Source organism: Pseudomonas sp. FW305-3-2-15-C-LB1 (genome assembly GCF_058787615.1).
Window position 1 is genome coordinate 196,226 of sequence record NZ_JBYSZX010000011.1, and the last position, 20,807, is coordinate 217,032.

General features: G+C 63.2%; 17 protein-coding genes. 14 read left to right on the forward strand and 3 right to left on the reverse strand.

Translation table 11 applies throughout. The annotated features are described in order from the left end of the window. Window positions 1-142: 142 nt before the first annotated feature. From AC3WP7_RS21205 to AC3WP7_RS21225, 5 genes are all read left to right on the forward strand, one after another. Window positions 143-1,111, forward strand: a complete 969-nt coding sequence (locus AC3WP7_RS21205) for a hydroxyacid dehydrogenase (protein WP_071491472.1) — start codon at window positions 143-145, stop codon at window positions 1,109-1,111. Between the two features lie 65 nt (window positions 1,112-1,176). Continuing rightward, window positions 1,177-2,505 (forward strand): MFS transporter, encoded by a 1,329-nt coding sequence (locus AC3WP7_RS21210; protein ID WP_093513748.1) that lies wholly within the window; start codon window positions 1,177-1,179, stop codon window positions 2,503-2,505. Window positions 2,506-2,621: 116 nt separating this feature from the next. After that, window positions 2,622-3,362, forward strand: coding sequence for an IclR family transcriptional regulator (locus AC3WP7_RS21215; protein WP_071491474.1), 741 nt, complete (start codon window positions 2,622-2,624; stop codon window positions 3,360-3,362). 166 nt (window positions 3,363-3,528) lie between these two features. Then, complete coding sequence (locus AC3WP7_RS21220; RefSeq protein ID WP_093513749.1) at window positions 3,529-5,937, forward strand: glucose/quinate/shikimate family membrane-bound PQQ-dependent dehydrogenase; 2,409 nt, start codon at window positions 3,529-3,531, stop codon at window positions 5,935-5,937. 57 nt (window positions 5,938-5,994) lie between these two features. Beyond that, a complete protein-coding gene (locus AC3WP7_RS21225; protein ID WP_092246063.1) occupies window positions 5,995-7,260 on the forward strand; it encodes a carbohydrate porin in 1,266 nt (421 codons plus the stop codon). Between the two features lie 6 nt (window positions 7,261-7,266). Here the strand turns inward: AC3WP7_RS21225 and rpiB are convergent, their stop codons facing one another. Beyond that, window positions 7,267-7,749, reverse strand: coding sequence for a ribose 5-phosphate isomerase B (gene rpiB / locus AC3WP7_RS21230; protein ID WP_172963367.1), 483 nt, complete (start codon window positions 7,747-7,749; stop codon window positions 7,267-7,269). A gap of 256 nt (window positions 7,750-8,005) precedes the next feature. On the opposite strand from rpiB, the gene AC3WP7_RS21235 reads away from it, so the two are divergent. Genes AC3WP7_RS21235 through dhaL form a run of 5 tightly spaced genes read left to right on the forward strand, consistent with a single transcriptional unit; the run spans window position 8,006 to window position 12,929 of the window. Then, window positions 8,006-9,493, forward strand: a complete 1,488-nt coding sequence (locus AC3WP7_RS21235; protein ID WP_102592660.1) for a sugar ABC transporter ATP-binding protein — start codon at window positions 8,006-8,008, stop codon at window positions 9,491-9,493. Next, window positions 9,490-10,467, forward strand: a complete 978-nt coding sequence (locus AC3WP7_RS21240) for an ABC transporter permease (RefSeq protein ID WP_076954377.1) — start codon at window positions 9,490-9,492, stop codon at window positions 10,465-10,467. The genes AC3WP7_RS21235 and AC3WP7_RS21240 overlap by 4 nt, the downstream gene beginning before the upstream one ends. 14 nt (window positions 10,468-10,481) lie before the next feature. Then, a complete protein-coding gene (locus tag AC3WP7_RS21245) occupies window positions 10,482-11,240 on the forward strand; it encodes an SDR family oxidoreductase (protein ID WP_071494914.1) in 759 nt (252 codons plus the stop codon). A 36-nt stretch (window positions 11,241-11,276) separates the two neighbouring features. Beyond that, entirely contained in the window at window positions 11,277-12,278 is a 1,002-nt protein-coding gene (locus AC3WP7_RS21250) for a dihydroxyacetone kinase subunit DhaK (protein ID WP_102592661.1), read from the forward strand. 3 nt (window positions 12,279-12,281) lie between these two features. Then, entirely contained in the window at window positions 12,282-12,929 is a 648-nt protein-coding gene (gene dhaL / locus AC3WP7_RS21255; RefSeq protein WP_071491482.1) for a dihydroxyacetone kinase subunit DhaL, read from the forward strand. 121 nt (window positions 12,930-13,050) lie between these two features. Here the strand turns inward: dhaL and AC3WP7_RS21260 are convergent, their stop codons facing one another. Both AC3WP7_RS21260 and AC3WP7_RS21265 read right to left on the reverse strand, forming a co-directional pair. Further along, on the reverse strand, window positions 13,051-14,028 hold the full coding sequence (locus tag AC3WP7_RS21260; protein ID WP_093513751.1) for a sugar-binding transcriptional regulator: 978 nt from the start codon (window positions 14,026-14,028) through the stop codon (window positions 13,051-13,053). A gap of 88 nt (window positions 14,029-14,116) precedes the next feature. Then, complete coding sequence (locus AC3WP7_RS21265; protein WP_093127973.1) at window positions 14,117-15,289, reverse strand: XylR family transcriptional regulator; 1,173 nt, start codon at window positions 15,287-15,289, stop codon at window positions 14,117-14,119. A gap of 139 nt (window positions 15,290-15,428) precedes the next feature. Between AC3WP7_RS21265 and xylA the strand changes: the two genes are divergently transcribed. The 4 genes from xylA to AC3WP7_RS21285 all read left to right on the forward strand — a co-directional run bounded on the left by xylA (window position 15,429) and on the right by AC3WP7_RS21285 (window position 20,691). Further along, the gene (gene xylA / locus AC3WP7_RS21270; protein ID WP_071491485.1) at window positions 15,429-16,745 is read left to right on the forward strand and encodes a xylose isomerase; all 1,317 of its coding nucleotides are present in this window, start codon (window positions 15,429-15,431) and stop codon (window positions 16,743-16,745) included. A gap of 263 nt (window positions 16,746-17,008) precedes the next feature. Beyond that, the gene (gene xylF / locus AC3WP7_RS21275; protein ID WP_102592662.1) at window positions 17,009-18,001 is read left to right on the forward strand and encodes a D-xylose ABC transporter substrate-binding protein; all 993 of its coding nucleotides are present in this window, start codon (window positions 17,009-17,011) and stop codon (window positions 17,999-18,001) included. A 5-nt stretch (window positions 18,002-18,006) separates the two neighbouring features. Beyond that, window positions 18,007-19,554, forward strand: coding sequence for a D-xylose ABC transporter ATP-binding protein (gene xylG, locus AC3WP7_RS21280; protein ID WP_092246072.1), 1,548 nt, complete (start codon window positions 18,007-18,009; stop codon window positions 19,552-19,554). Further along, window positions 19,555-20,691 carry a sugar ABC transporter permease gene (locus AC3WP7_RS21285; RefSeq protein WP_102592663.1) on the forward strand — a complete coding sequence of 379 codons (1,137 nt, stop codon included), beginning with the start codon at window positions 19,555-19,557 and terminating at the stop codon, window positions 20,689-20,691. Window positions 20,692-20,807: the final 116 nt, after the last annotated feature.

Consider the following 20,807-nt stretch of genomic DNA (forward strand, 5'->3'; position numbering starts at 1 on the left):
GAAAACCCTACATGGCAAGGTTGGGTACTGTATTTGGCCGATTTTGAAGCGACGATAAAAAAATTATTTATTGCAACGCCGTTTCATTATGATAATTTCCAGTCACTACCGCACACCGACAAAAACACCAAGGTGCACAGAAATGACCCGAACCCTCCTGCTGACCGGCCCGGAATTGACCGCCGACGCCATGACCCACGCCGCCTCCCACGGCGTGCGCGTCATCCCTACCACCCCCTACGCACCGGCCGATGAACTCATCGCGATCATTGCCCGCGAACAACCGGACGCAATCATCGTGCGCCAGGGCCAACTGACCCGGGAGATGATCAACGCATCGGCCGCACTGAAGATCATCGCCAAGCACGGCGTCGGCTACGACAGCATCGACATCGCCGCCGCCGCCGAACGCCAGATCCCGGTGACTATCGCCCTGGGCGCCAACGCGCAATCGGTGGCCGAACACGCCTTGGCATTGATGTTCAGCGTGGCGCGCCAGACCGCCCTGCTCGACGCACGGATGCGTGACGGGCATTGGGACAAAGCCACTTCAGTGGGCATCGAGCTGTCCGGCAAGACCCTGGGCTTGGTGGGCCTGGGAAGCATCGGACGAATCCTGATGGAACTGGTGGCGCCGCTGCGCATGACCATCAAGGTGTTCGACCCGTACTTGCCGGAACTGCCGAATGTGGAGCGCGTCGACGACATTGATGACCTGCTGACAAGCTGCGATATCATCAGCCTGCATTGCCCACTGACCGAACATAACCGCAACCTGTTTGGCGCGGCGCAGTTCAAGCGCATGCGCCCCGGCAGCCTCCTGATCAATACGGCGCGCGGTGAACTGATCGACACCGAAGCCTTGGTCCACGCCCTGAGCACCGGGCAGATTGCCGGCGCCGGACTCGACACGTTCAACCCCGAACCCCCTCCCGCCGATTCGGCGCTATGGGGCCTGCCTACCCTGGTAGCCACACCGCATGTGGGGGCCAATACCGCCGAAGCACGGGACCGAGTGGGCCTGCTGGCCCTGCAACAAATCATCGATTTCTGGGACGGCATCGCGCCGCCGCCGCGTGCTGTGGTCAACCGCCACCTCTACGCACACTGACATCTCCCGCCGGTTACATGCGGGCTCATCACGCATCTCCAAAAAAAACAATACGGGAGAGAGTCATGCCTATCAGTTCTACCGACATCAGCGCCATCGAGCGCTCAACCATGCGCAAGGTGGCGTGGCGACTGCTGCCGTTCCTGATCCTTTGCTACCTGCTGGCGATCATCGACCGCGGCAACATCGGCATGGCCTCGCTGCAAATGAACCAGGACCTGGGGCTGACCCCGGCGATCTTCGGCTTTGCCAGCAGCCTGTTCTTTGTCTCGTACTTCCTGGTGGAAGTGCCGAGCAACCTGGCCTTGCAGCGCTTCGGCGCACGGGTGTGGATTGCGCGGATCATGATTACCTGGGGCCTGATTTCCGCCGGCACAGCGTTTGTCACCGGCGCCAACTCGCTGTATGTGATGCGCTTCCTGCTGGGCGCGGCCGAGGCAGGATTCTTCCCGGGCGTGCTGCTGTACCTCACTTACTGGCTGCCAGCGGCATACCGTGGGCGCATGGTCGCGATTTTCATGGTGGCGATTCCCGGCGCCAACTTCATCGGCTCACCACTGTCCGGCTTGTTGTTGAGCCTGGACGGCTGGTTCGGCATGCGTGGCTGGCACTGGCTGTTCATCATCGAAGGCATTCCCGCTGTACTGCTGGGCATCGCCTGCCTGTTCGTGCTGACTGATCGCCCGGAACAAGCCAAATGGCTGAACCACGAGCAGCGCCACTGGCTCACTGGCCGCCTCGACGAAGAGCGCAATCGCAAGACCGCCATCGGGCATATCTCCCTGTGGAAACTGCTGCGCCACAAGCACATCTGGGTGCTGGCACTGATCTACTCCGGCGCATCTGCGGCCGGCAGCACAATGAGTGTATGGGCGCCGCAACTGCTCAAGACATTTGGCCTGGACAACCTGGAAATCGGCATGGTCAACGCCATCCCCTACGGGCTCGCGTCCATCCTGATGATTGTGTGGGGCCGCAGCTCCGACAAGACCGGTGAACGCCGCTGGCATACCGCACTCACCCTGCTACTGATCACCGGCGGGTTGCTGCTGGCGCTGGTGACCTCTTCGCTGGTCGCCACGGTGTTCATGTTGTCAATGGTGCTGATCGGTGCGTACTCCATGAAAGGACCGTTCTGGGCGCTGGTCTCGACCTGGCTTTCATCCTCCACCGCAGCCGCTGGCCTGGCCGCCGTAGGCGCGATGGCCAACCTGATAGGCGGCGGCATCATGGTCAACGTGTATGGAACCATTCATCACGCCACAGGCAGCTACGCCCTTGCATTGCTGCCGCTGGCGGCGCTGTGTGCCGCTGGTGCGATCATGGTCTTGTTGATGGGGCGCAAGCAGATGAGCGAAACGGCGCAACTCAACAAACCTGCCAGCGCGACCTGAAAAAGCGGGAGGGGCAGCACGATGATTCGACTGCCCTTCTCCCCACCGCTTTGACCGCGCCGACCAATGGCAGTATTTTGCAGCCTACCCGCCCACCCCCTCACAAGGAGCAACCCATGGTAAAAACCCGCCCACGCCCCGCAGTCACCGGGGTGGCCTCGGCTGATCGGGTGCTCACCGTGCTGACTGCCTTCCGCATGGGGGATACCGCCCTGGAACTGGCCGAACTCGCCGCACGCACCGGACTGATCAAAAGCACCATCATGCGTTTGATGGTTTCGCTTGAGAATCACGGCCTGATCACCCGCCTGGCCGATGGTCGCTATCAGCTGGCCACCGAAATCATGCGCTTGAACACGGTGTATCAGGACGGCCTCGATCTTGAACGCCACATCACTCCGCTGCTGCACCGCCTGACTCAGGAAACCGGCGAAACCGCTTCCTTCTACGTACGCCACGGCGCTTATCGGATGTGCCTGTACCGCGTGAACTCCCCTCACCATCTGCGCCTGCACCTGCAACCCGGGGACACTCGCCCCATGGACGGCGCCGCCGGAGCCGAGGCGTTGCGCACACCCTATGCGCTGGCCGCGAAAATGATCAAACCGATTTTCTCCCATGGCGCCACCGACCCCCATGCCTCGTCCATGGCCCTGCCCATCTTCGGTCCAGGGGAAAACCTGATCGGCGCACTGGTACTGTCCGGCCCCGCCAGCCGCCTGACCGCCGAACAGGCGCAGACGCTGCACCCTTTGTTCCAGCAAGCCGCCGTCGAACTGACCCGCAGCCTGGGCGGCGACGCACTTGCCAGCACCGAGGCCCCGCAAAAAAAGCTGCGCGGCAAGAAATCCGACTAAAACGCCGGCCTGCCAGGTGCGAGACGCATCGCACCTCGAGCGACATTCGACCACATGCCATCATCGCAGCACCTGTAATAGTCTATTGCAGGACTCCAATGTACTAACCAGTTACTTATCTTGCTAAAATCGCGTCTTTGCCCTCTCACATTCGAGTCCTATCGACATGAAACGAGCATCGCGCGCCACTGGCGTCTCTAGAATCCTACTGCTGGGCCTGGGCGTGATCATCGCCCTGCTCGGCCTCGCGCTGGCCATTGGCGGCGGCAAACTGGTGAGCCTGGGAGGCTCCTGGTACTTCTTGATCGGCGGTGCGGCCATGGCCGTTTCCGGCTTGCTGATTGCCCGACGCAAGCCGGCGGGCGCGTGGCTGTTCGCGGCCTTCCTGGTCGGCACGGCTCTCTGGGCGGTGGCGGATGTGGGGCTGGTGTTCTGGCCGCTGTTCTCCCGCCTGTTCATGTTTACGGTGATCGGCCTGGTGGTAGCGCTGCTGTACCCGCTGCTGGTCAACCGGCCTGCACGTGGCGCCTATGGCGTGGCGGCGGTATTGGCGGTGGCCGTGGCCGTGGCGGCGGGCAACATGTTTGTCGCCCACCCGAGCGTGGCACCCACCGGCACTGGCCCAGGCATCACGCCGGTGGCCGCGGCCGACGCACAGAAAGACTGGGCGCACTACGGCAACACCGAAGGCGGCAGCCGCTTCGCCGCGCTGGACCAAATCAATCGCGACAATATCAATAAGCTCAAAGTGGCCTGGACCTACCACACCGGTGACGTCGCCCTCAGCGACGGCAACGGTGCCGAAGACCAGCTCACCCCGCTGCAGATCGGCAACAAAGTGTTCATCTGCACGCCGCACAACAACCTGATCGCCCTCGACGCCGACACCGGCAAAGAGCTGTGGAAGAACGAGATCAACGCCAAATCGGCGGTGTGGCAGCGTTGCCGTGGCATGGCCTACTTCGACGCCACTGCGCCGATTGCACAGCCTACCCAACCGAACAGCTCACCGATCATCGCCGCCAGCGTGCCCGCCGGTGCGCAGTGCCAGCGCCGCTTGCTGACCAACACCATCGATGCACGCCTGATCGCCGTGGACGCCGACACCGGCCAGTTCTGCGAAGACTTCGGCACCCACGGCCAGGTGGATTTGAAAGCCGGCCTGGGCAACGTGCCGGACAGCTACTACCAACTGTCCTCGGCACCGCTGATCGCCGGCACCACCGTGGTGGTCGGCGGCCGCGTGGCCGACAACGTGCAGACCGACATGCCCGGCGGCGTGATCCGTGGCTTCGACGTAATCACCGGCCAGATGCGCTGGGCGTTCGACCCGGGCAACCCGGAAGACAAAAAAGCCCCGGCCGACGGTAGCACCTACGTGCGCAGCACGCCGAACAGCTGGGCGCCAATGTCCTATGACCCGCTGATGAACACCGTGTTCTTGCCGATGGGCAGCTCGTCCACCGACATCTACGGTGTCGAGCGCACCCAGCTCAACCACAAATACGGCGCGTCGGTACTGGCACTGGACGCCTCCACCGGCACGGAAAAATGGGTGTACCAGACCGTCCACAATGACCTGTGGGACTTCGACCTGCCGATGCAGCCGAGCCTGATCGACTTCACCCCGCCGGGCAGCGACAAGGCTGTGCCTGCAGTGGTGATCGGCACCAAGGCCGGGCAGATCTACGTGCTCGACCGTGCCACCGGCAAGCCGCTGACCGAGGTGAAGGAAGTGCCGGTCAAGGCCGCCAACATCCCTGACGAGCCCTACTCGCCCACCCAGCCAAAATCGGTCGGCATGCCACAGATCGGCGCGCAGACCCTGACCGAATCGGACATGTGGGGCGCCACGCCGTTTGACCAGTTGCTGTGCCGCATCGACTTCAAGGGCATGCGCTACGACGGCCTGTACACCGCGCCGGGCACCGATAAATCCCTGAGTTTCCCGGGCTCGCTGGGTGGCATGAACTGGGGCAGCATTTCCACCGACCCGGTGCACGGTTTTATCTTCGTCAACGACATGCGCCTGGGCCTGTGGATCCAGATGATACCGTCGCAGAACAAGGCCCAGGCCGCGTCGGGTGGCGAAGCGCTGAATACCGGCATGGGCGCCGTGCCACTCAAGGGCACGCCGTATGCGGTGAACAAAAACCGCTTCCTGTCGGTGGCCGGTATTCCGTGCCAGGCGCCGCCGTTCGGCACCCTGACTGCGATCGACATGAAGACCCAGAAAGTCGCCTGGCAAGTACCGGTCGGCACCGTCGAGGACACCGGCCCCCTGGGCATCCGCATGCACCTGCCGATCAAGATCGGCCTGCCGACCCTCGGCGGCACCCTGTCGACCCAGGGCGGCCTGATCTTTATCGCCGGCACCCAGGACTTCTACCTGCGCGCCTTCAACAGCGGCAATGGCGAGGAAATCTGGAAGGCCCGCCTGCCCGTCGGCAGCCAGGGCGGCCCGATGACCTACGTATCGCCGAAAACCGGCAAGCAGTACATCGTCATCACCGCCGGTGGCGCACGCCAGTCCACTGACCGTGGCGACTACGTGATCGCCTACGCCCTGCCTTAACCCCCCTGTTCGCGCGGCGCCTCCCCGGCGCCGCGCCTTGTACCTGGAAAAACCCGCATGACCCCCACTTCTCATATTGCCCTTGGGCGCCTGTTGCTGGGCCTCGCCCTGGGTGCCGCCCTGCCCGTACAAGCCGATGACACCACCCTGACCGGCGACTGGGGCGGCCTGCGCCGTGAACTCGACGCACAGGGCATCCGCTTCACCGGCGACTACAGCGGCGAGACCGCCTACAACGCCCACGGCGGCCAGCACCGCTCGGCGCGCTACTCGCAGAACCTAAAGCTCGGCGTGCAGTTCGACCTGGGCAAGCTCTACGGCTTGAACAATGGCGACCGCATCCAGCTCACGATCAATGACCGGCGCGGCAACAGTGCGTCCGAGGACCTCGTGGGCAACCGCCTGCCGATCCAGGAAAACTACGGCGGTCTCTACACCCGCCTCACCGAGTTGAGCTACGAACGCACGCTGTTCACCCCGGCGCTGAACGTCAAGCTCGGCTACATGGCCATGGGCAATGACCTCGGCGGCCTCGACAGCGGGATCTTGTGCAACTTCATGAACGCCGGGTTCTGCGGGCACCCGCTGAACATGTCCGGCGGCAGCGGCTGGACCAACTACCCGAATGCACGCCTGGGTGCGCGGGTGAAATATGACTTCTCGCCGGCCTGGCAATTGCGCGTTGCCGCCTTCAACGTCGACCCGCAAAGCAACGGCAACTCCAGCCGCGCCTGGCGCCTGGACCCCAAGCACACCACTGGCACCGTAGTGCCCATCGAATTGATCTACAAACACGCCGGCAGCCTGCCGGGTGAATACAAGCTGGGCTATTACTACGACAGCTCCGACGTGAAACGCATCGGCAGCACCAGGAAGGTCAGCGGCCGCGGTGGTCACTACCTGCTGATCGACCAGGCAGTGTGGGCCTCGGACTCATCCGCCGGCCGTGTGCTGCACGCCTTCGGCCAGTATTCCGCCGCCAGCGAAGCGGCCTCGCCGTTCAGCAAGTGGTACGGCGCAGGCGTGGTGCTGTATAAGCCGTTCGAAGGCCGGCCGCGTGACACCCTGGCCCTGGGTTATGGTCGCGCCGTGCCGAACCCGCGCAGTCGCGAGGTACAGGAACTGGCCGCCTTCAAGGCCGGGACCGACTATCCCGACCTGAACAATGCCGAACAACTGATCGAACTCAGCTACGGCTACCAGGCCACCCCCTGGCTGACCCTGCGCCCGGATGTGCAATACATCATCGAGCCGGGTGCGTTTTCCGGTGACAACATCGACAACGCCCTGGTGCTGGGCCTGCAGGTCAAGGCGGTGTTCTGAAGCGACTCAGTCGTCTGATGGCAACGCCCTGTTCGCCCGTTCGAGTGCAGTGATGCGCTCGACTTTCCTCCCGGAGCGCTCCGCTTCGAACTCCGATTCCAGGAACACTTTGACGATGCTCTTGGCCAGCTCGGGCCCGATCACCCGCGCACCGATGGACAGGATCTGCGCATCGTTGCTCTTGCGTGCGCGCTCGGCCGAATAGGTATCGTGGGCCTGGGCGGCCCGCACACCCTTGATCTTGTTGGCGGAAATCGCCATGCCGATGCCGGTGCCGCAGATCAACACACCCAGGCGCTGCTCACCCGCGCCCACCGCCGTGGCTACGGCTGCTGCGATGTCCGGGTACAGCACTGGGCTGGACGAATGGCAGCCAAAGTCCTCGACCCCATACCCCAGGCTTTCGATAAAGCGCTTGAGCATTTCCTTGAGCTCAAAGCCTGCCTCGTCGCATCCGATGGCCACCGAAAACATCGTTTGTGCACCCATTACTGTTTCTCCATCAGACCGATCAAATGATCACTCACTGAAATTATGCACAATCATTAGCGGACGATCAGCCCACCGCTGTCAAGGCTTATTTCAAGGCGACAGCCCACTAAAACGATAAAAGCACGGGCGAACACTGTGCCAAACCATTGACAAAGCCGGCCCGAGCAGTTTAAACATATGATCACTATCCGATCATATGATCAGGCTGTTGGCTAAGCCTACCTAATAAGAAAATCAGCAAGAGGACACACCGATGGCCCCGCCATTACTGCTCCACGCTGAACAAGTTTCCAAGGCCTACGCCGGGGTCCCTGCCCTGCGCGACGGGCGCCTCTCCCTGCGGGCCGGCAGCGTGCACGCACTGTGCGGCGGCAATGGCGCCGGCAAATCCACCTTCCTCAGCATCTTGATGGGCATCACCCAGCGTGACGCCGGCAGCATCCTGCTCAACGGCCAGCCGGTGCAGTTCGACCGCCCCAGCGCAGCCCTCGCCGCCGGGGTGGCGATGATCACCCAGGAGCTGGAACCCATCCCCTACATGACCGTCGCCGAAAATATCTGGCTGGGCCGCGAGCCACGCCGCGCCGGCTGTATCGTCGACAGCAAGGAACTGAACCGACGCACTCGCGAACTGCTGCAAAGCCTGGAGTTCGACGTGGACGCCACCAGCCCCATGCATCGCCTGAGCGTGGCGCAGATCCAACTAGTGGAGATCGCCAAGGCGTTCAGCCATGACTGCCAGGTGATGATCATGGACGAACCCACCTCGGCCATCGGCGAACACGAAGCGCAAACCCTGTTCAAGGCGATCCGCCGCCTGACCGCCCGTGGCGCCGGGATCATCTATGTGTCGCACCGCCTGAGTGAACTGGCGCAGATTGCCGATGACTACAGCATCTTCCGCGACGGCGCCTTTGTGGAAAGCGGGCGCATGGTCGATATCGACCGCGCCCACCTGGTGCGCGGCATCGTCGGCCAGGAGTTGCAGCGCATCGACCATAAAGTCGGCCGCGAATGCGCCGCCGCCACGTGCCTGGATGTCAATGGCCTGAGCCGCGACGGCGAGTTCCAGGACATCAGCCTGCAACTGCGCCAGGGCGAAATCCTCGGCATCTATGGGCTGATGGGTTCGGGCCGCAGCGAATTCCTCAACTGCCTGTATGGCCTGACCCTGCCGGACGCCGGCAGCGCCACCCTGCAAGGCCAGCCCCTGCCCACCGGCACCCCGGCGGCGACCATCCGCGCCGGCATGTCCCTGGTCACCGAAGACCGCAAGGACAGTGGCCTGGTGCTCAGCGCCAGCATCCTCGCCAACATCGCGCTGTCGGCCTACAAGCAATTGTCGAACTGGTCGGTGATCAATGCGCGCAAGGAACAGGCCCTGGCGCAGAGCATGGTCAAGCGCCTGCAGATCAAGATCTCGTCCCTGGACCTGCCGGTGGAGTCCATGAGCGGCGGCAACCAGCAGAAAGTGGTGCTCGCCAAATGCCTGTCGACCCAGCCGATCTGCCTGCTGTGCGACGAACCCACGCGCGGCATCGACGAAGGCGCCAAGCAGGAGATCTATCACCTGCTCGACGAATTCGTGCGCGCCGGCGGTGCTGCCATCGTGGTCTCGTCCGAGGCGCCGGAACTGCTGCACCTGAGTGACCGCATCGCGGTGTTCAAGGGCGGCCGCCTGGTGACCGTCAGCAGCGACACCGCCCTTTCCCAGGAAGCCTTGTTGAGTCTTGCCTCATGAACAGTAAAGTCCTCGCCGCACCCGTCACTGCCGCGCCGCGCAACCGCCTGCGCTTGTCCCTCGACCGCTTCGGCCTGCCGCTGGTGTTTATCCTGCTGTGCCTGGTGATGGCGTTTTCCAGCGAATACTTCATGACCTGGCGCAACTGGATGGACATCCTGCGCCAGACCTCCATTAACGGCATCCTGGCCGTGGGCATGACCTACGTGATCCTCACCAAGGGCATCGACCTGTCGGTGGGCTCGATCCTGGCCTTCGCCGGCTTGTGCAGCGCGCTGGTCGCCACCCAGGGTTATGGCCTGTTGGCGGCGGTGAGTGCGGGGATGTTTGCCGGGGCCATGCTCGGCGTGGTCAACGGTTTCATGGTAGCCAACCTGAGCATCCCACCCTTTGTCGCCACCCTCGGCATGCTCAGCGTGGCGCGGGGCATGACCTTTATTCTCAACGACGGCAGCCCGGTCACCGACCTGCCGGACAGCTTCCTCGCCATGGGCATCGGCAAGCTGGGCCCCATTGGCGTGCCGATCATTATCTTTGCGGTGGTCGCGCTGATCTTCTGGATGGTGCTGCGCTACACCACCTACGGGCGCTACGTGTACGCCGTGGGCGGCAACGAAAAAAGCGCGCGCACCTCCGGCATCGGCGTGCGCAAGGTCACGTTCTCGGTGTATGTGATTTCCGGCCTGCTGGCGGGGTTGGCCGGTGTGGTGCTGGCGGCGCGCACCACCTCGGCCCTGCCCCAGGCGGGCGTATCTTATGAGCTGGATGCGATTGCGGCGGTGGTGATCGGCGGCACCAGCCTGTCGGGTGGCACCGGCAGCATTGTCGGCACGTTGTTTGGCGCACTGCTGATCGGTGTGATCAACAACGGTTTGAACCTGCTCGGGGTGTCGTCGTATTACCAACAAGTGGCCAAGGGATTGATCATCGTGCTTGCGGTGTTGATTGATGTCTGGCGCAAGAAAAAACGCTAAGTGGAGTGTGTGCAATGTCCAATTTCTGGAACCAGGCGTTCGACCTCACCGGCCGTTGCGCCGTGATCACCGGGGGCGCCGCCGGTATCGGCCTGGCCTGTGCCCAGTTGCTGGTGGAGCGCGGCGCCCGGGTGGCGTTGCTGGACCGTGACCCGGCGGTGGTCGAAGTGGCTGCCAGCCTCGGCGCGGGTCATGTGGGGCTGGTGGCTGACCTGCGCCAGCTCGATTCGCTGCAGGCCGTCGTCGACCAGGCCGCTGCCGGGCTCGGGCGCATCGATTACCTGGTCAACAGCGCGGGGGTCGCGCTGCTCGACAAGGCCCTGGACGTGGATGAAAACGCCTGGGACACCACCCTGGACATCAACCTCAAGGCCAGCTTCTTCGTGGCGCAGGCCTGTGCCCGCTACATGATCGAACAAGGCGGCGGGCGTATCGTCAACCTTGCCTCCCAGGCCGCCGTCATCGGCCTGGACCGTCATGTGGCCTACTGCGCGAGCAAGGCCGCCGTGGTCGGCATGACCAAGGTGCTGGCCATGGAATGGGCGCCCCACGGCATCAACGTCAACGCCGTGTCACCGACCATCGTCGAGACCGCCCTGGGCAAGAAAGCCTGGGCGGGCGAACTGGGCGAACGGGCCAAATTGCAGATTCCGGTGGGGCGCTTCGCCCAGCCGGAAGAGATCGCCGGCCTGGTGCTCTACCTCGTCAGCGACGCGGCCAGGATGATCACCGGGGAAAACGTAGTGATCGACGGCGGCTACAGCATTCAGTAAGCCGATTCCAGACGAATAAGAACAAGGAAACACCCAATGAATCGAGTCATCAATGATGCGGACCTGGTGGTCGAGGACATGCTCGCGGGCATCCTCCTGGCGCACCCGGAACTGGTGCAGTACGAGAGCAACCCACGGGTCATCCGCAAACGCACGTCCTCACCGGCCGGCCAGGTCGGTATTGTCACCGGCGGCGGTTCGGGGCACGAGCCGGCGTTTCTAGGCTATGTCGGCCCGGGGCTGGTGGATGCGGTGGCGGTGGGCGAGATTTTCTCTTCACCCACCGCCAAGAGCTTCTTCGACGCGTTCCGTGCCGCCGACCAGGGCGCAGGCGTGGCGTGCCTGTATGGCAACTATGCCGGCGACAACATGAACGTGAAGCTGGCGATGAAAACGGCCGCCAGCAAAGCCATGGACATCCGCACCGTGGTGGCCAACGACGACGTGGCCTCCGCCCCGCCCGCCGAAATCGCCAAGCGGCGTGGCGTGGCCGGCGAGATCTTCATGTGGAAGATCGGCGGTGCCGCCGCCGCCCAGGGCTACGACCTTGACGGCGTGATCCGCGTGGCGCAGAAGGCCGTGGACCATTGCCGCTCCATCGGCGTGGGGCTCACGCCCTGCACCATTCCGGCGGTAGGCAAACCCAACTTCCAGATTGCTGACGGTCTGATGGAACTGGGCATCGGCCACCATGGCGAACCCGGTATCGAAGTGGTGCCGGTGGAGTCCGCCGCCGCCATGGCCGAGCGCATGCTTGCGCCGATCCTGGCCGACCGCGACTTCACCCAGGACCAGAGCGTGGTGGTGCTGGTCTCGGGCCTGGGCGCCACGCCGGTGATGGAGCTGTATATTTTCTACGCCGAGGTCGAGCGCCAACTGCGCGCCAAGGGCCTGCGCATACACCGCTGTTACGTGGGCAACTACTTCACGTCCCTGGAAATGATGGGCGTGACCCTGACCCTGCTTGGCCTCGACGCCGAGCTGAGCCGTTTGATCGACCAACCTTGCCGCTCCATCGGCATGACCCAGTCGGAGTGAAGCATGAGCGAACATTTCCCGAGCAACACCGGCAGCGCCATCGTCACCAACCTGGTGTCGATCATCGTCGCCAACCGCGAATACCTCAGTGAAGTGGACGGCGCCATCGGCGACGGCGACCACGGCATCAACATGGCCAAGGGATTCTCGCGCTGCGGCAAGACCCTGGAGGGCCGCGAACTGTCCCTGGCCGAGGCGCTGGACGAACTGACCCTGGCGTTGATGGAAGGCATCGGCGGCTCCATGGGCCCGCTGTATGGCAGCCTGTTTATCGGCATGGCCGACGAAGTGCGCGGCCGCGATAGCATCGATGGGGCGACCTTCGCCAGGCTGCTGCGTGGCGGCCTGACCTCACTGCAAGACATCAGCGACGCCGGCGTGGGTGACAAGTGCCTGATGGATACGTTGATTCCAGCGGTCGAGGCGTTCGAACAGGCCCAGGCCAGCGGCGCGACGTTCCGCGAAGCGTTGCACCGGATGAAAAGCGCCGCGTCCCAGGGCCGTGATTCCACCCGCGACCTGGTGGCCAAGATCGGCCGTGCCAGCCGCCTGGGGGAGCGCTCCCTGGGAGTACTGGATGCGGGCGCAGTGTCGTGCTGCCTGATCCTGACCAACCTTGCCGAATCGGTTGAGGCGCGGTTGGTGGCCTAGGTGTGGGAGCGGGTTTGCCCTACACAGCCTCTTTGGTGGACGGGGCTTTCTGTGGCGAGCGGGCTTGCCACAACAAGCCCGCTCACCACAACAAGCGGGCTCACCACATACAAGATGTCACCTAGCGGCGCGTTGCATCATCCAGGGCAAGGATCGTGTAGGCATTCGAGACGGTCGTCGCCAGGGTGTTGATCACCCCGGAGCGCAACGCACCGAGGGTGGCCGCCGCCTTGGTGTTTTCGCTGGCAATCGCTACCACGTCGGGAATGCGCACCAACTCCTGTACCGTCAGGCCGATCACCCGGCCCTGCATGGCGTTGACCGCCGGCTGGCCGTGGATGTCGATGAAGTCGTAGCCCATCATGTCACCGACCGTACCGGACACCCGGGCCTGGGCGATTTCCTGGGGCGAGAACCAGCCCATGCGCACCATGTTGCTGTTCTCGCTCATGTCGCCGATGCCGATCAAAGCGATATCGGCGCGGCGCGCACGGTCGAGGGTGGAGCGCACGGTGTCGTTGTTGATCAGCACGCTGCGCAGTTCCGGGTTGGCCACCAGGGCCGGGGCGTACAGGGTTTCGCTCTCGGCGCCGAAACGCAGGGCCAGGCGCCGGCAGATATGGTCGGGGTTCATGTATTCGCCGGCCTTGAGCGAGCCGCCGATGGCGCAAACGAAGGTGCAGTTGCGCGTCACCGGCAGGAACACGTTCTCGGCCACGGCGCCCACGTTGCGGCCCATGCCGACGGCGACGATCATGCCGTCGCTGAGGGTCTTGTTCAGGTAGTTGGCCACCAGGCTGGCCACGGCCGAGCGCTGGGTGTCGGGGTCGCCGTGGTCGACCGCGATCAAGGCGCGGTCCAACTGGAAACGCTCGACCAGCGCCTGCTCCAACTCCGTGTTCAGGGCCGGATGCTGCAACACCCGCACCTCCACCACCCCTTCATCACGGGCGCGCTTGAGCAAGCGGCTGACCTTGACCCGCGACAGGTCGAAGCGCTTGGCAATGGCTTCCTGGGTGATGTTGTCGAGGTAATAAAGCATGGCCACTTCGGTCATCAGGTCGATGTCGCTGGCGGCACGCTGGGCACTGTCGGTCATGGGAGCTTCCATTTACGCCACAAAAAACCATTCTCCCTAGTCTGTACGGTGCAAGTCCAGCGGCGAATGGGCGATGCCTGCAAAGTTTCTAATGGCTGTGCTGGTATTCCCGTGGCGTGCAGCCGAACTCGCGGCGGAACACGGTGTGCAGGTACTGCGCCGACTTGAAGCCGCACTGCTGGGCGATGTCGGCAATCGCCAGGTGGTTGCCCTGCAAGCCCTTGGCGGCGCTGGCGAGTTTGAAGCGCAGGATCTCGTCGTGCACGCTGCACCCGCGCGCCTTGCGAAAGTGCGACTCCAGCGATGAACGCGACACGCCGACATAGGCCGCCACCTGCGCCGTCTTGATGCCCTGGCAGGCGTATTGGCGGATAAACAGCAACGCCTGCATCACATAGGGGTTGCCCAAGGGTTGGTGCAGGCTCGACGCCTGCACGTTGATCGCATCCGGCGGCACCAGCACCTGCGTGCCGGTGCAAGGCTTGCCATGCAGCATCTGGTGCAACAGCGCGGCGGCGGTGCGGCCCATGGTTTCGGTGCCCTGGATCACCGAACTCAACGGCACGCGCGTGAGGGTGCGGGTCAGTGGGTCGTTGTCGATACCGATCAGCGCCACCTCTTCCGGCACCGCGATGCCGGCGGTGAGACAGGCTTGCAGCAGTTGCCGGGCGCGGGCGTCGGTGACCGCAATGATCCCGATGGGCTTGGGCAGGCTTTGCAGCCAGGCGATCTGCTGCTCCACCGCGCTGTCCCACAGCGGCGCACTGGTGCCCAGGCCGCGATAGATCTGCACTGGCAAGCCATCGCGTTGCAGCAAGCGCTTGAAGGCCTTTTCGCGCTCCTGGGCCCAGCGATTGGCCTGGGCTTCGGGCAGGCTGAAACAGGCGAACCGCGTCACACCGGCCTCGATCAAATGTTCATAGGCCAGCTTCATCAAGGCCGCATTATCGGTGGCCACATAGGGAATGCCCTTGGGGTAGGCGCGCACATCCTCATAAGAACCGCCCACTGCCACCACCGGCACCTTGCTGCCGGCCAGCGCCTCGCCGATCAGCGGGTCGTCGAAGTCGGCGATGATGCCGTCGCCCTGCCAGCGCTCAATGCCTTTGAGGCGGCACAGGAAGTCCTCTTCAAGGAACAAGTCCCAGGACGCGCGGGTACTGCTCAGGTAATTGCCGATGCCGGCGATGATGCCACGGTCGTAGATTTTGCTGCCGTTGAACAGCAAGGCGATGCGGTGCACGGGCGGTAGGGTTTTCATTGTTGTTGTCCTGGGGCCGGTCGCAACAGCCTAGACCCTGCCACTCAAAATCGCACCCTCCCTTGGTGATTTTCATAATCGGCAGCCCATTGGCCGTTGCTAGTATCGGGGCACCGCCAAGAACAATAAGGAAAACGCCATGCCGTACTTCCCCGGTGTCGAGAAGGTTCGCTTCGAAGGCCCCAGCAGCGACTCTGCCCTCGCCTTTCGCCATTACGACGCCAATAAAATCATCCTCGGCAAACCCATGCGCGAACACCTGCGCATGGCCGCCTGTTATTGGCACACCTTCGTCTGGCCAGGGGCGGATATGTTTGGCGTGGGCACCTTCAAACGGCCATGGCAACGCAGTGGTGAGCCGATGGATCTGGCCATCGGCAAGGCCGATGCGGCCTTCGAGTTTTTCACCAAGCTGGGCATCGACTACTACAGCTTTCACGACACGGACGTCGCCCCCGAAGGCAGCTCGCTCAAGGAATACCGCAATCACTTTGCGCAGATGGTCGACCACCTGGAACGCCATCAGGAACAGACCGGCATCAAACTGCTGTGGGGCACCGCCAACTGCTTCAGCAACCCACGCTTTGCCGCCGGCGCCGCGAGCAACCCAGACCCGGAGGTGTTTGCCTACGCCGCCGCCCAGGTGTTCAGCGCGATGAACGCGACGCTGCGGCTCAAAGGCGCCAACTATGTACTGTGGGGCGGCCGTGAAGGCTATGAAACCCTGCTCAACACCGACCTCAAGCGCGAACGCGAACAGCTCGGACGCTTTATGCGCATGGTGGTAGAGCACAAGCACAAGATCGGCTTCAAGGGCGACCTGCTGATCGAGCCCAAGCCCCAGGAGCCGACCAAGCACCAATACGATTACGACAGCGCCACGGTGTTCGGCTTCCTGCATGAGTTCGGCCTGGAGCATGAGATCAAGGTCAACATTGAGGCCAACCACGCGACCCTGGCCGGGCACAGCTTTCATCATGAGATCGCAACCGCCGTGTCCCTCGGGATTTTCGGCAGCATCGACGCCAACCGTGGCGACCCGCAGAACGGCTGGGACACCGACCAGTTCCCCAACAGCGTCGAGGAAATGACCCTGGCCACTTATGAAATCCTCAAGGCCGGGGGTTTCAAGAATGGCGGCTACAATTTCGATTCCAAGGTACGCCGCCAGAGCCTCGATGAGGTGGACCTGTTCCACGGGCACGTGGCGGCCATGGATGTGTTGGCGCTGGCGCTGGAGCGGGCGGCGGCCATGGTCGAGAACGACCGGTTGCAGCAGTTCAAGGACCAGCGTTACGCCGGCTGGCAGCAGCCGCTGGGCCAGGCGGTGCTGGCGGGGGAATTCAGCCTGGAATCCCTGGCCGAGCATGCCTTTGCCCATGAGCTGAACCCGCAGGCGGTGAGTGGTCGGCAAGAGATGCTGGAAGGTATTGTGAATCGCTTTATCTACCGCTGACTGTGTGACATGCGGGCTTTTCTTGTGGCGAGCGGGCTTGTTGTGGCGAGCGGGCTTGCCCCGCGTTGGGCTGCGAAGCAGCCCCAGAACCAGGCGCCTCGGTATGCCAGGTGAAAACATGTCGCCAGGAAAGGGGCCGCTTTGCGCCCCAACGCGGGGCAAGCCCGCTCGCCACAACAGCTCACTTGCCACAACACGCTTCATCGCCACAAGTACGGTGTTTGCCTAGAGTCTTTCCAACAACAATAAAAGGACGCATAACCATGAAACGCACCCTCATCGCCACTGCCCTTGCCCTGTTCGCCCTGCCGGTGCTGGCCGACTCGGCCCACCCGAAGATCGGCTTCTCCATCGATGACTTGCGCCTGGAACGCTGGTCCCGCGACCGCGACTACTTCGTCGCCGCCGCAGAGAAACTCGACGCCAAAGTCTTCGTGCAATCCGCCGATGCCAACGAGCAAAAACAGATCTCCCAGATCGAAAACCTGATTTCCCGCGGCGTCGATGTGATCGTCATCGTACCGTTCAACGCCACCGTGCTCACCAACGCCGTCGCCGAAGCCAAGAAAGCCGGGATCAAGGTGGTGTCCTATGACCGCCTGATCCTGAATGCGGACATCGACGCCTACATCTCCTTCGATAACGAAAAGGTCGGCGAAATGCAGGCCAGCGGCGTGCTGCAAGCGGCGCCCAAGGGCAACTACTTCCTGCTCGGCGGCGCGCCCACCGACAACAACGCCAAGGTGCTGCGCGAAGGCCAGATGAAAGTGCTGCAACCGGCCATCGACAAGGGCGATATCAAGGTGGTCGGCCAGCAGTGGGTCAAGGAATGGAACCCCACCGAAGCCCTGAGTATTGTCGAAAACGCCCTGACCCGGAACAACAACAAGATCGACGCCATCGTCGCCTCCAACGACGCCACCGCCGGCGGTGCGATCCAGGCCCTGGCCGCGCAGAAACTGGCAGGCAAGGTGCCGATCTCCGGCCAGGATGCCGACCTGGCGGCGGTCAAGCGCGTGATCGACGGCACCCAGACCATGACCGTGTACAAGCCGCTCAGGCTGATCGCCAGCGAAGCCGCCAAACTCTCGGTGCAACTGGCGCGCAATGAGCAACCCACCTACAGCTCGCAGTACGACAACGGCAGCAAAAAGGTCGACACCATCCTGCTCACCCCGACCCCGCTGACCAAGGCGAACATCGACCTGCTGGAGAAAGACGGGTTCTACACCAAAGAGCAGATGGCCGGGCAGTAAGCGCCATGGCCGACTACCTGCTGCAAATGAACGGCATCGTCAAACGCTTTGGCGGGGTCAACGCGCTGAACGGCATAGATATCAAGGTGCGGCCGGGAGAATGCGTCGGCCTGTGCGGCGAGAACGGTGCCGGTAAATCCACCTTGATGAAGGTGCTGTCGGCGGTGTATCCCCACGGCACCTGGGACGGCGAAATTCTCTGGGACGGGCAGCCGCTCAAGGCCCAGTCGATCAGCGAAACCGAAGCGGCCGGTATCGTGATCATCCACCAGGAACTGACCCTGGTGCCCGACCTGTCGGTGGCCGAAAACATCTTCATGGGTCATGAACTGACCCTGCCGGGCGGGCGGATGAACTACCCGGCGATGTTCCACCGCGCCGAAGCCTTGATGCGCGAGCTCAAGGTGCCGGACATGAACGTGGCGCTGCCGGTGTCGCAGTACGGCGGCGGCCACCAGCAACTGGTGGAAATCGCCAAGGCCCTGAACAAACAGGCGCGGCTGCTGATTCTCGACGAGCCCTCCTCGGCCCTGACCCGCTCGGAAATCGAGGTGCTGCTGGACATCATCCGCGGCCTCAAGGCCAAGGGCGTGGCCTGCGTGTACATCTCCCACAAGCTCGATGAAGTGGCGGCGGTGTGCGACACCGTTGCGGTGATCCGCGACGGCAAGCACATCGCGACCACCGCCATGGCCGACATGGACATCGCACAAATCATCACCCAGATGGTCGGCCGCGAGATGAGCAACCTCTACCCCACCGCACCCCATGCGGTGGGCGAGGTGATTTTCGAGGCACGCAACGTCACCTGCCATGACGTCGACAACCCCAGGCGCAAGCGCGTGGACGATGTGTCCTTTGTGCTCAAGCGCGGGGAAATCCTCGGCATTGCCGGGCTGGTCGGTGCCGGGCGCACAGAGCTGGTGTCGGCACTGTTCGGCGCCTACCCCGGTCGCTACAGTGCCGAGGTGTGGCTGGACGGCCAGGTGATCGACACGCGCACCCCGCTCAAATCGATCCGCGCCGGGCTGTGCATGGTGCCCGAGGACCGCAAGCGCCAGGGCATCATTCCCGACTTCGGCGTGGGCCAGAACATCACCCTGGCGGTACTCGACACCTACGCGCACCTGACGCGCATCGACGCCGAAGCCGAACTGGGCAGCATCGACCAGCAGATTGCACGCCTGCACCTCAAGACCGCCAGCCCGTTCCTGCCGATCACCAGCCTGTCCGGTGGCAACCAGCAAAAGGCCGTGCTGGCGAAAATGCTGATGGCCAGGCCTCGCGTGCTGATCCTCGATGAGCCCACACGCGGGGTGGACGTGGGCGCCAAGTATGAGATCTACAAATTGATGGGCGCGCTGGCGGCCGAGGGAGTGTCGATCATCATGGTTTCCTCGGAGCTGGCCGAAGTGCTCGGCGTATCCAACCGCGTGCTGGTGATCGGCGACGGCCAGTTGCGCGGCGACTTCATCAATGACGGGCTCACCCAGGAACAGGTGCTCGCCGCGGCGCTCAGCCAACACAATAATAATGATCGGAAGACCGCGTAGATGAATCAGCTCAAACAGCTGTTTACCCGCTACAAAATGCTTGCCCTGGTGATCGCCGTGGCGGTGATCTGGCTGTTTTTCAGTTGGCAGACCGATGGGGGCTTCCTTACACCGCGCAACCTGTCCAACCTGCTGCGGCAGATGTCGATCACCGGGATCCTGGCGTGCGGTATGGTGCTGGTGATCATCAGCGGCGAGATCGATTTGTCGGTGGGCTCGTTGCTCGGCTTGCTCGGCGGGTTGGCGGCGATCCTGGACGTGGTGTATCACGTGCCGCTGTTGGCGAACCTGAGCCTGGTTGCCCTGTGCGGCTTGATGATCGGGTTGGCCAACGGCTACATGACCGCCTACCTGCGTATCCCGTCGTTTATCGTTGGCCTGGGGGGAATGTTGGCGTTTCGCGGGATTCTCCTGGGGATCACGGGCGGTACCACCATTGCGCCGGTGTCGCCTTCCTTGGTGTATGTGGGCCAAGGGTATTTGCCCCATTCGGTCGGGATCGGCCTCGGTGTCTTACTGTTTGCCCTGACCCTGTTCCTCACCTGGAAACAACGGCGCAACCGCGCACTGCATGGCCTGGCTGCGCATTCATTGGTGCGTGATGTGCTGCGCGTGGTGGTGATCGGCGCGGTGCTGGCCGGGTTCGTCACCACCCTCAACAGCTACGACGGCATCCCCGTGCCGGTGCTGCTGTTGCTGGTACTGCTCGGTGTATTCAGCTACGTCACCAGCCAGACCGTGTTCGGCCGCCGGGTGTATGCGGTGGGCAGCAATATGGAAGCCACGCGCCTGTCGGGCATCAACGTGCAGGCAGTGAAACTGTGGATCTTCGGCATCATGGGCGTGATGTGCGCGCTCGCCGGATTGGTCAACACCGCTCGCCTGGCTGCCGGCTCGCCGTCGGCGGGTAACATGGGTGAGCTGGATGCCATAGCCGCGTGTTTTATCGGCGGCACATCGATGCGCGGCGGCTCGGGCACGGTGTATGGCGCGTTGCTCGGGGCGTTGGTGATTACCAGCCTGGATAACGGCATGTCGATGCTGGATGTGGACAGTTACTGGCAGATGATCGTGAAGGGCAGCATTCTGGTGCTGGCGGTTTGGGTGGATGTGAGTACCCGCACAGGTCGGCGCTAGGAACGCAAGATTAATGTGGGAGGTGGCTCGCCCCCGATGGGGGACTGTCAGATTTTTTGTGTGCGGGCCGGTAACGGCCTGCCGTCAGGCAGGCCCTAATTCTCACCAGGTTGGCC

Bases quoted from the DNA above. Each gene is read 5' to 3' on its own strand.
- xylG (WP_092246072.1), top strand. From the start codon at position 18,007: ATGGCCGACTACCTGCTGCAAATGAACGGCATCGTCAAACGCTTTGGC.
- AC3WP7_RS21210 (WP_093513748.1), top strand. From the start codon at position 1,177: ATGCCTATCAGTTCTACCGACATCAGCGCCATCGAGCGCTCAACCATG.
- AC3WP7_RS21205 (WP_071491472.1), top strand. From the start codon at position 143: ATGACCCGAACCCTCCTGCTGACCGGCCCGGAATTGACCGCCGACGCC.
- AC3WP7_RS21240 (WP_076954377.1), top strand. From the start codon at position 9,490: ATGAACAGTAAAGTCCTCGCCGCACCCGTCACTGCCGCGCCGCGCAAC.
- rpiB (WP_172963367.1), bottom strand. From the start codon at position 7,749: ATGGGTGCACAAACGATGTTTTCGGTGGCCATCGGATGCGACGAGGCA.
- AC3WP7_RS21250 (WP_102592661.1), top strand. From the start codon at position 11,277: ATGAATCGAGTCATCAATGATGCGGACCTGGTGGTCGAGGACATGCTC.
- AC3WP7_RS21265 (WP_093127973.1), bottom strand. From the start codon at position 15,289: ATGAAAACCCTACCGCCCGTGCACCGCATCGCCTTGCTGTTCAACGGC.
- dhaL (WP_071491482.1), top strand. From the start codon at position 12,282: ATGAGCGAACATTTCCCGAGCAACACCGGCAGCGCCATCGTCACCAAC.
- AC3WP7_RS21235 (WP_102592660.1), top strand. From the start codon at position 8,006: ATGGCCCCGCCATTACTGCTCCACGCTGAACAAGTTTCCAAGGCCTAC.
- AC3WP7_RS21260 (WP_093513751.1), bottom strand. From the start codon at position 14,028: ATGACCGACAGTGCCCAGCGTGCCGCCAGCGACATCGACCTGATGACC.
- AC3WP7_RS21220 (WP_093513749.1), top strand. From the start codon at position 3,529: ATGAAACGAGCATCGCGCGCCACTGGCGTCTCTAGAATCCTACTGCTG.
- AC3WP7_RS21215 (WP_071491474.1), top strand. From the start codon at position 2,622: ATGGTAAAAACCCGCCCACGCCCCGCAGTCACCGGGGTGGCCTCGGCT.
- AC3WP7_RS21225 (WP_092246063.1), top strand. From the start codon at position 5,995: ATGACCCCCACTTCTCATATTGCCCTTGGGCGCCTGTTGCTGGGCCTC.
- xylA (WP_071491485.1), top strand. From the start codon at position 15,429: ATGCCGTACTTCCCCGGTGTCGAGAAGGTTCGCTTCGAAGGCCCCAGC.
- AC3WP7_RS21285 (WP_102592663.1), top strand. From the start codon at position 19,555: ATGAATCAGCTCAAACAGCTGTTTACCCGCTACAAAATGCTTGCCCTG.
- xylF (WP_102592662.1), top strand. From the start codon at position 17,009: ATGAAACGCACCCTCATCGCCACTGCCCTTGCCCTGTTCGCCCTGCCG.
- AC3WP7_RS21245 (WP_071494914.1), top strand. From the start codon at position 10,482: ATGTCCAATTTCTGGAACCAGGCGTTCGACCTCACCGGCCGTTGCGCC.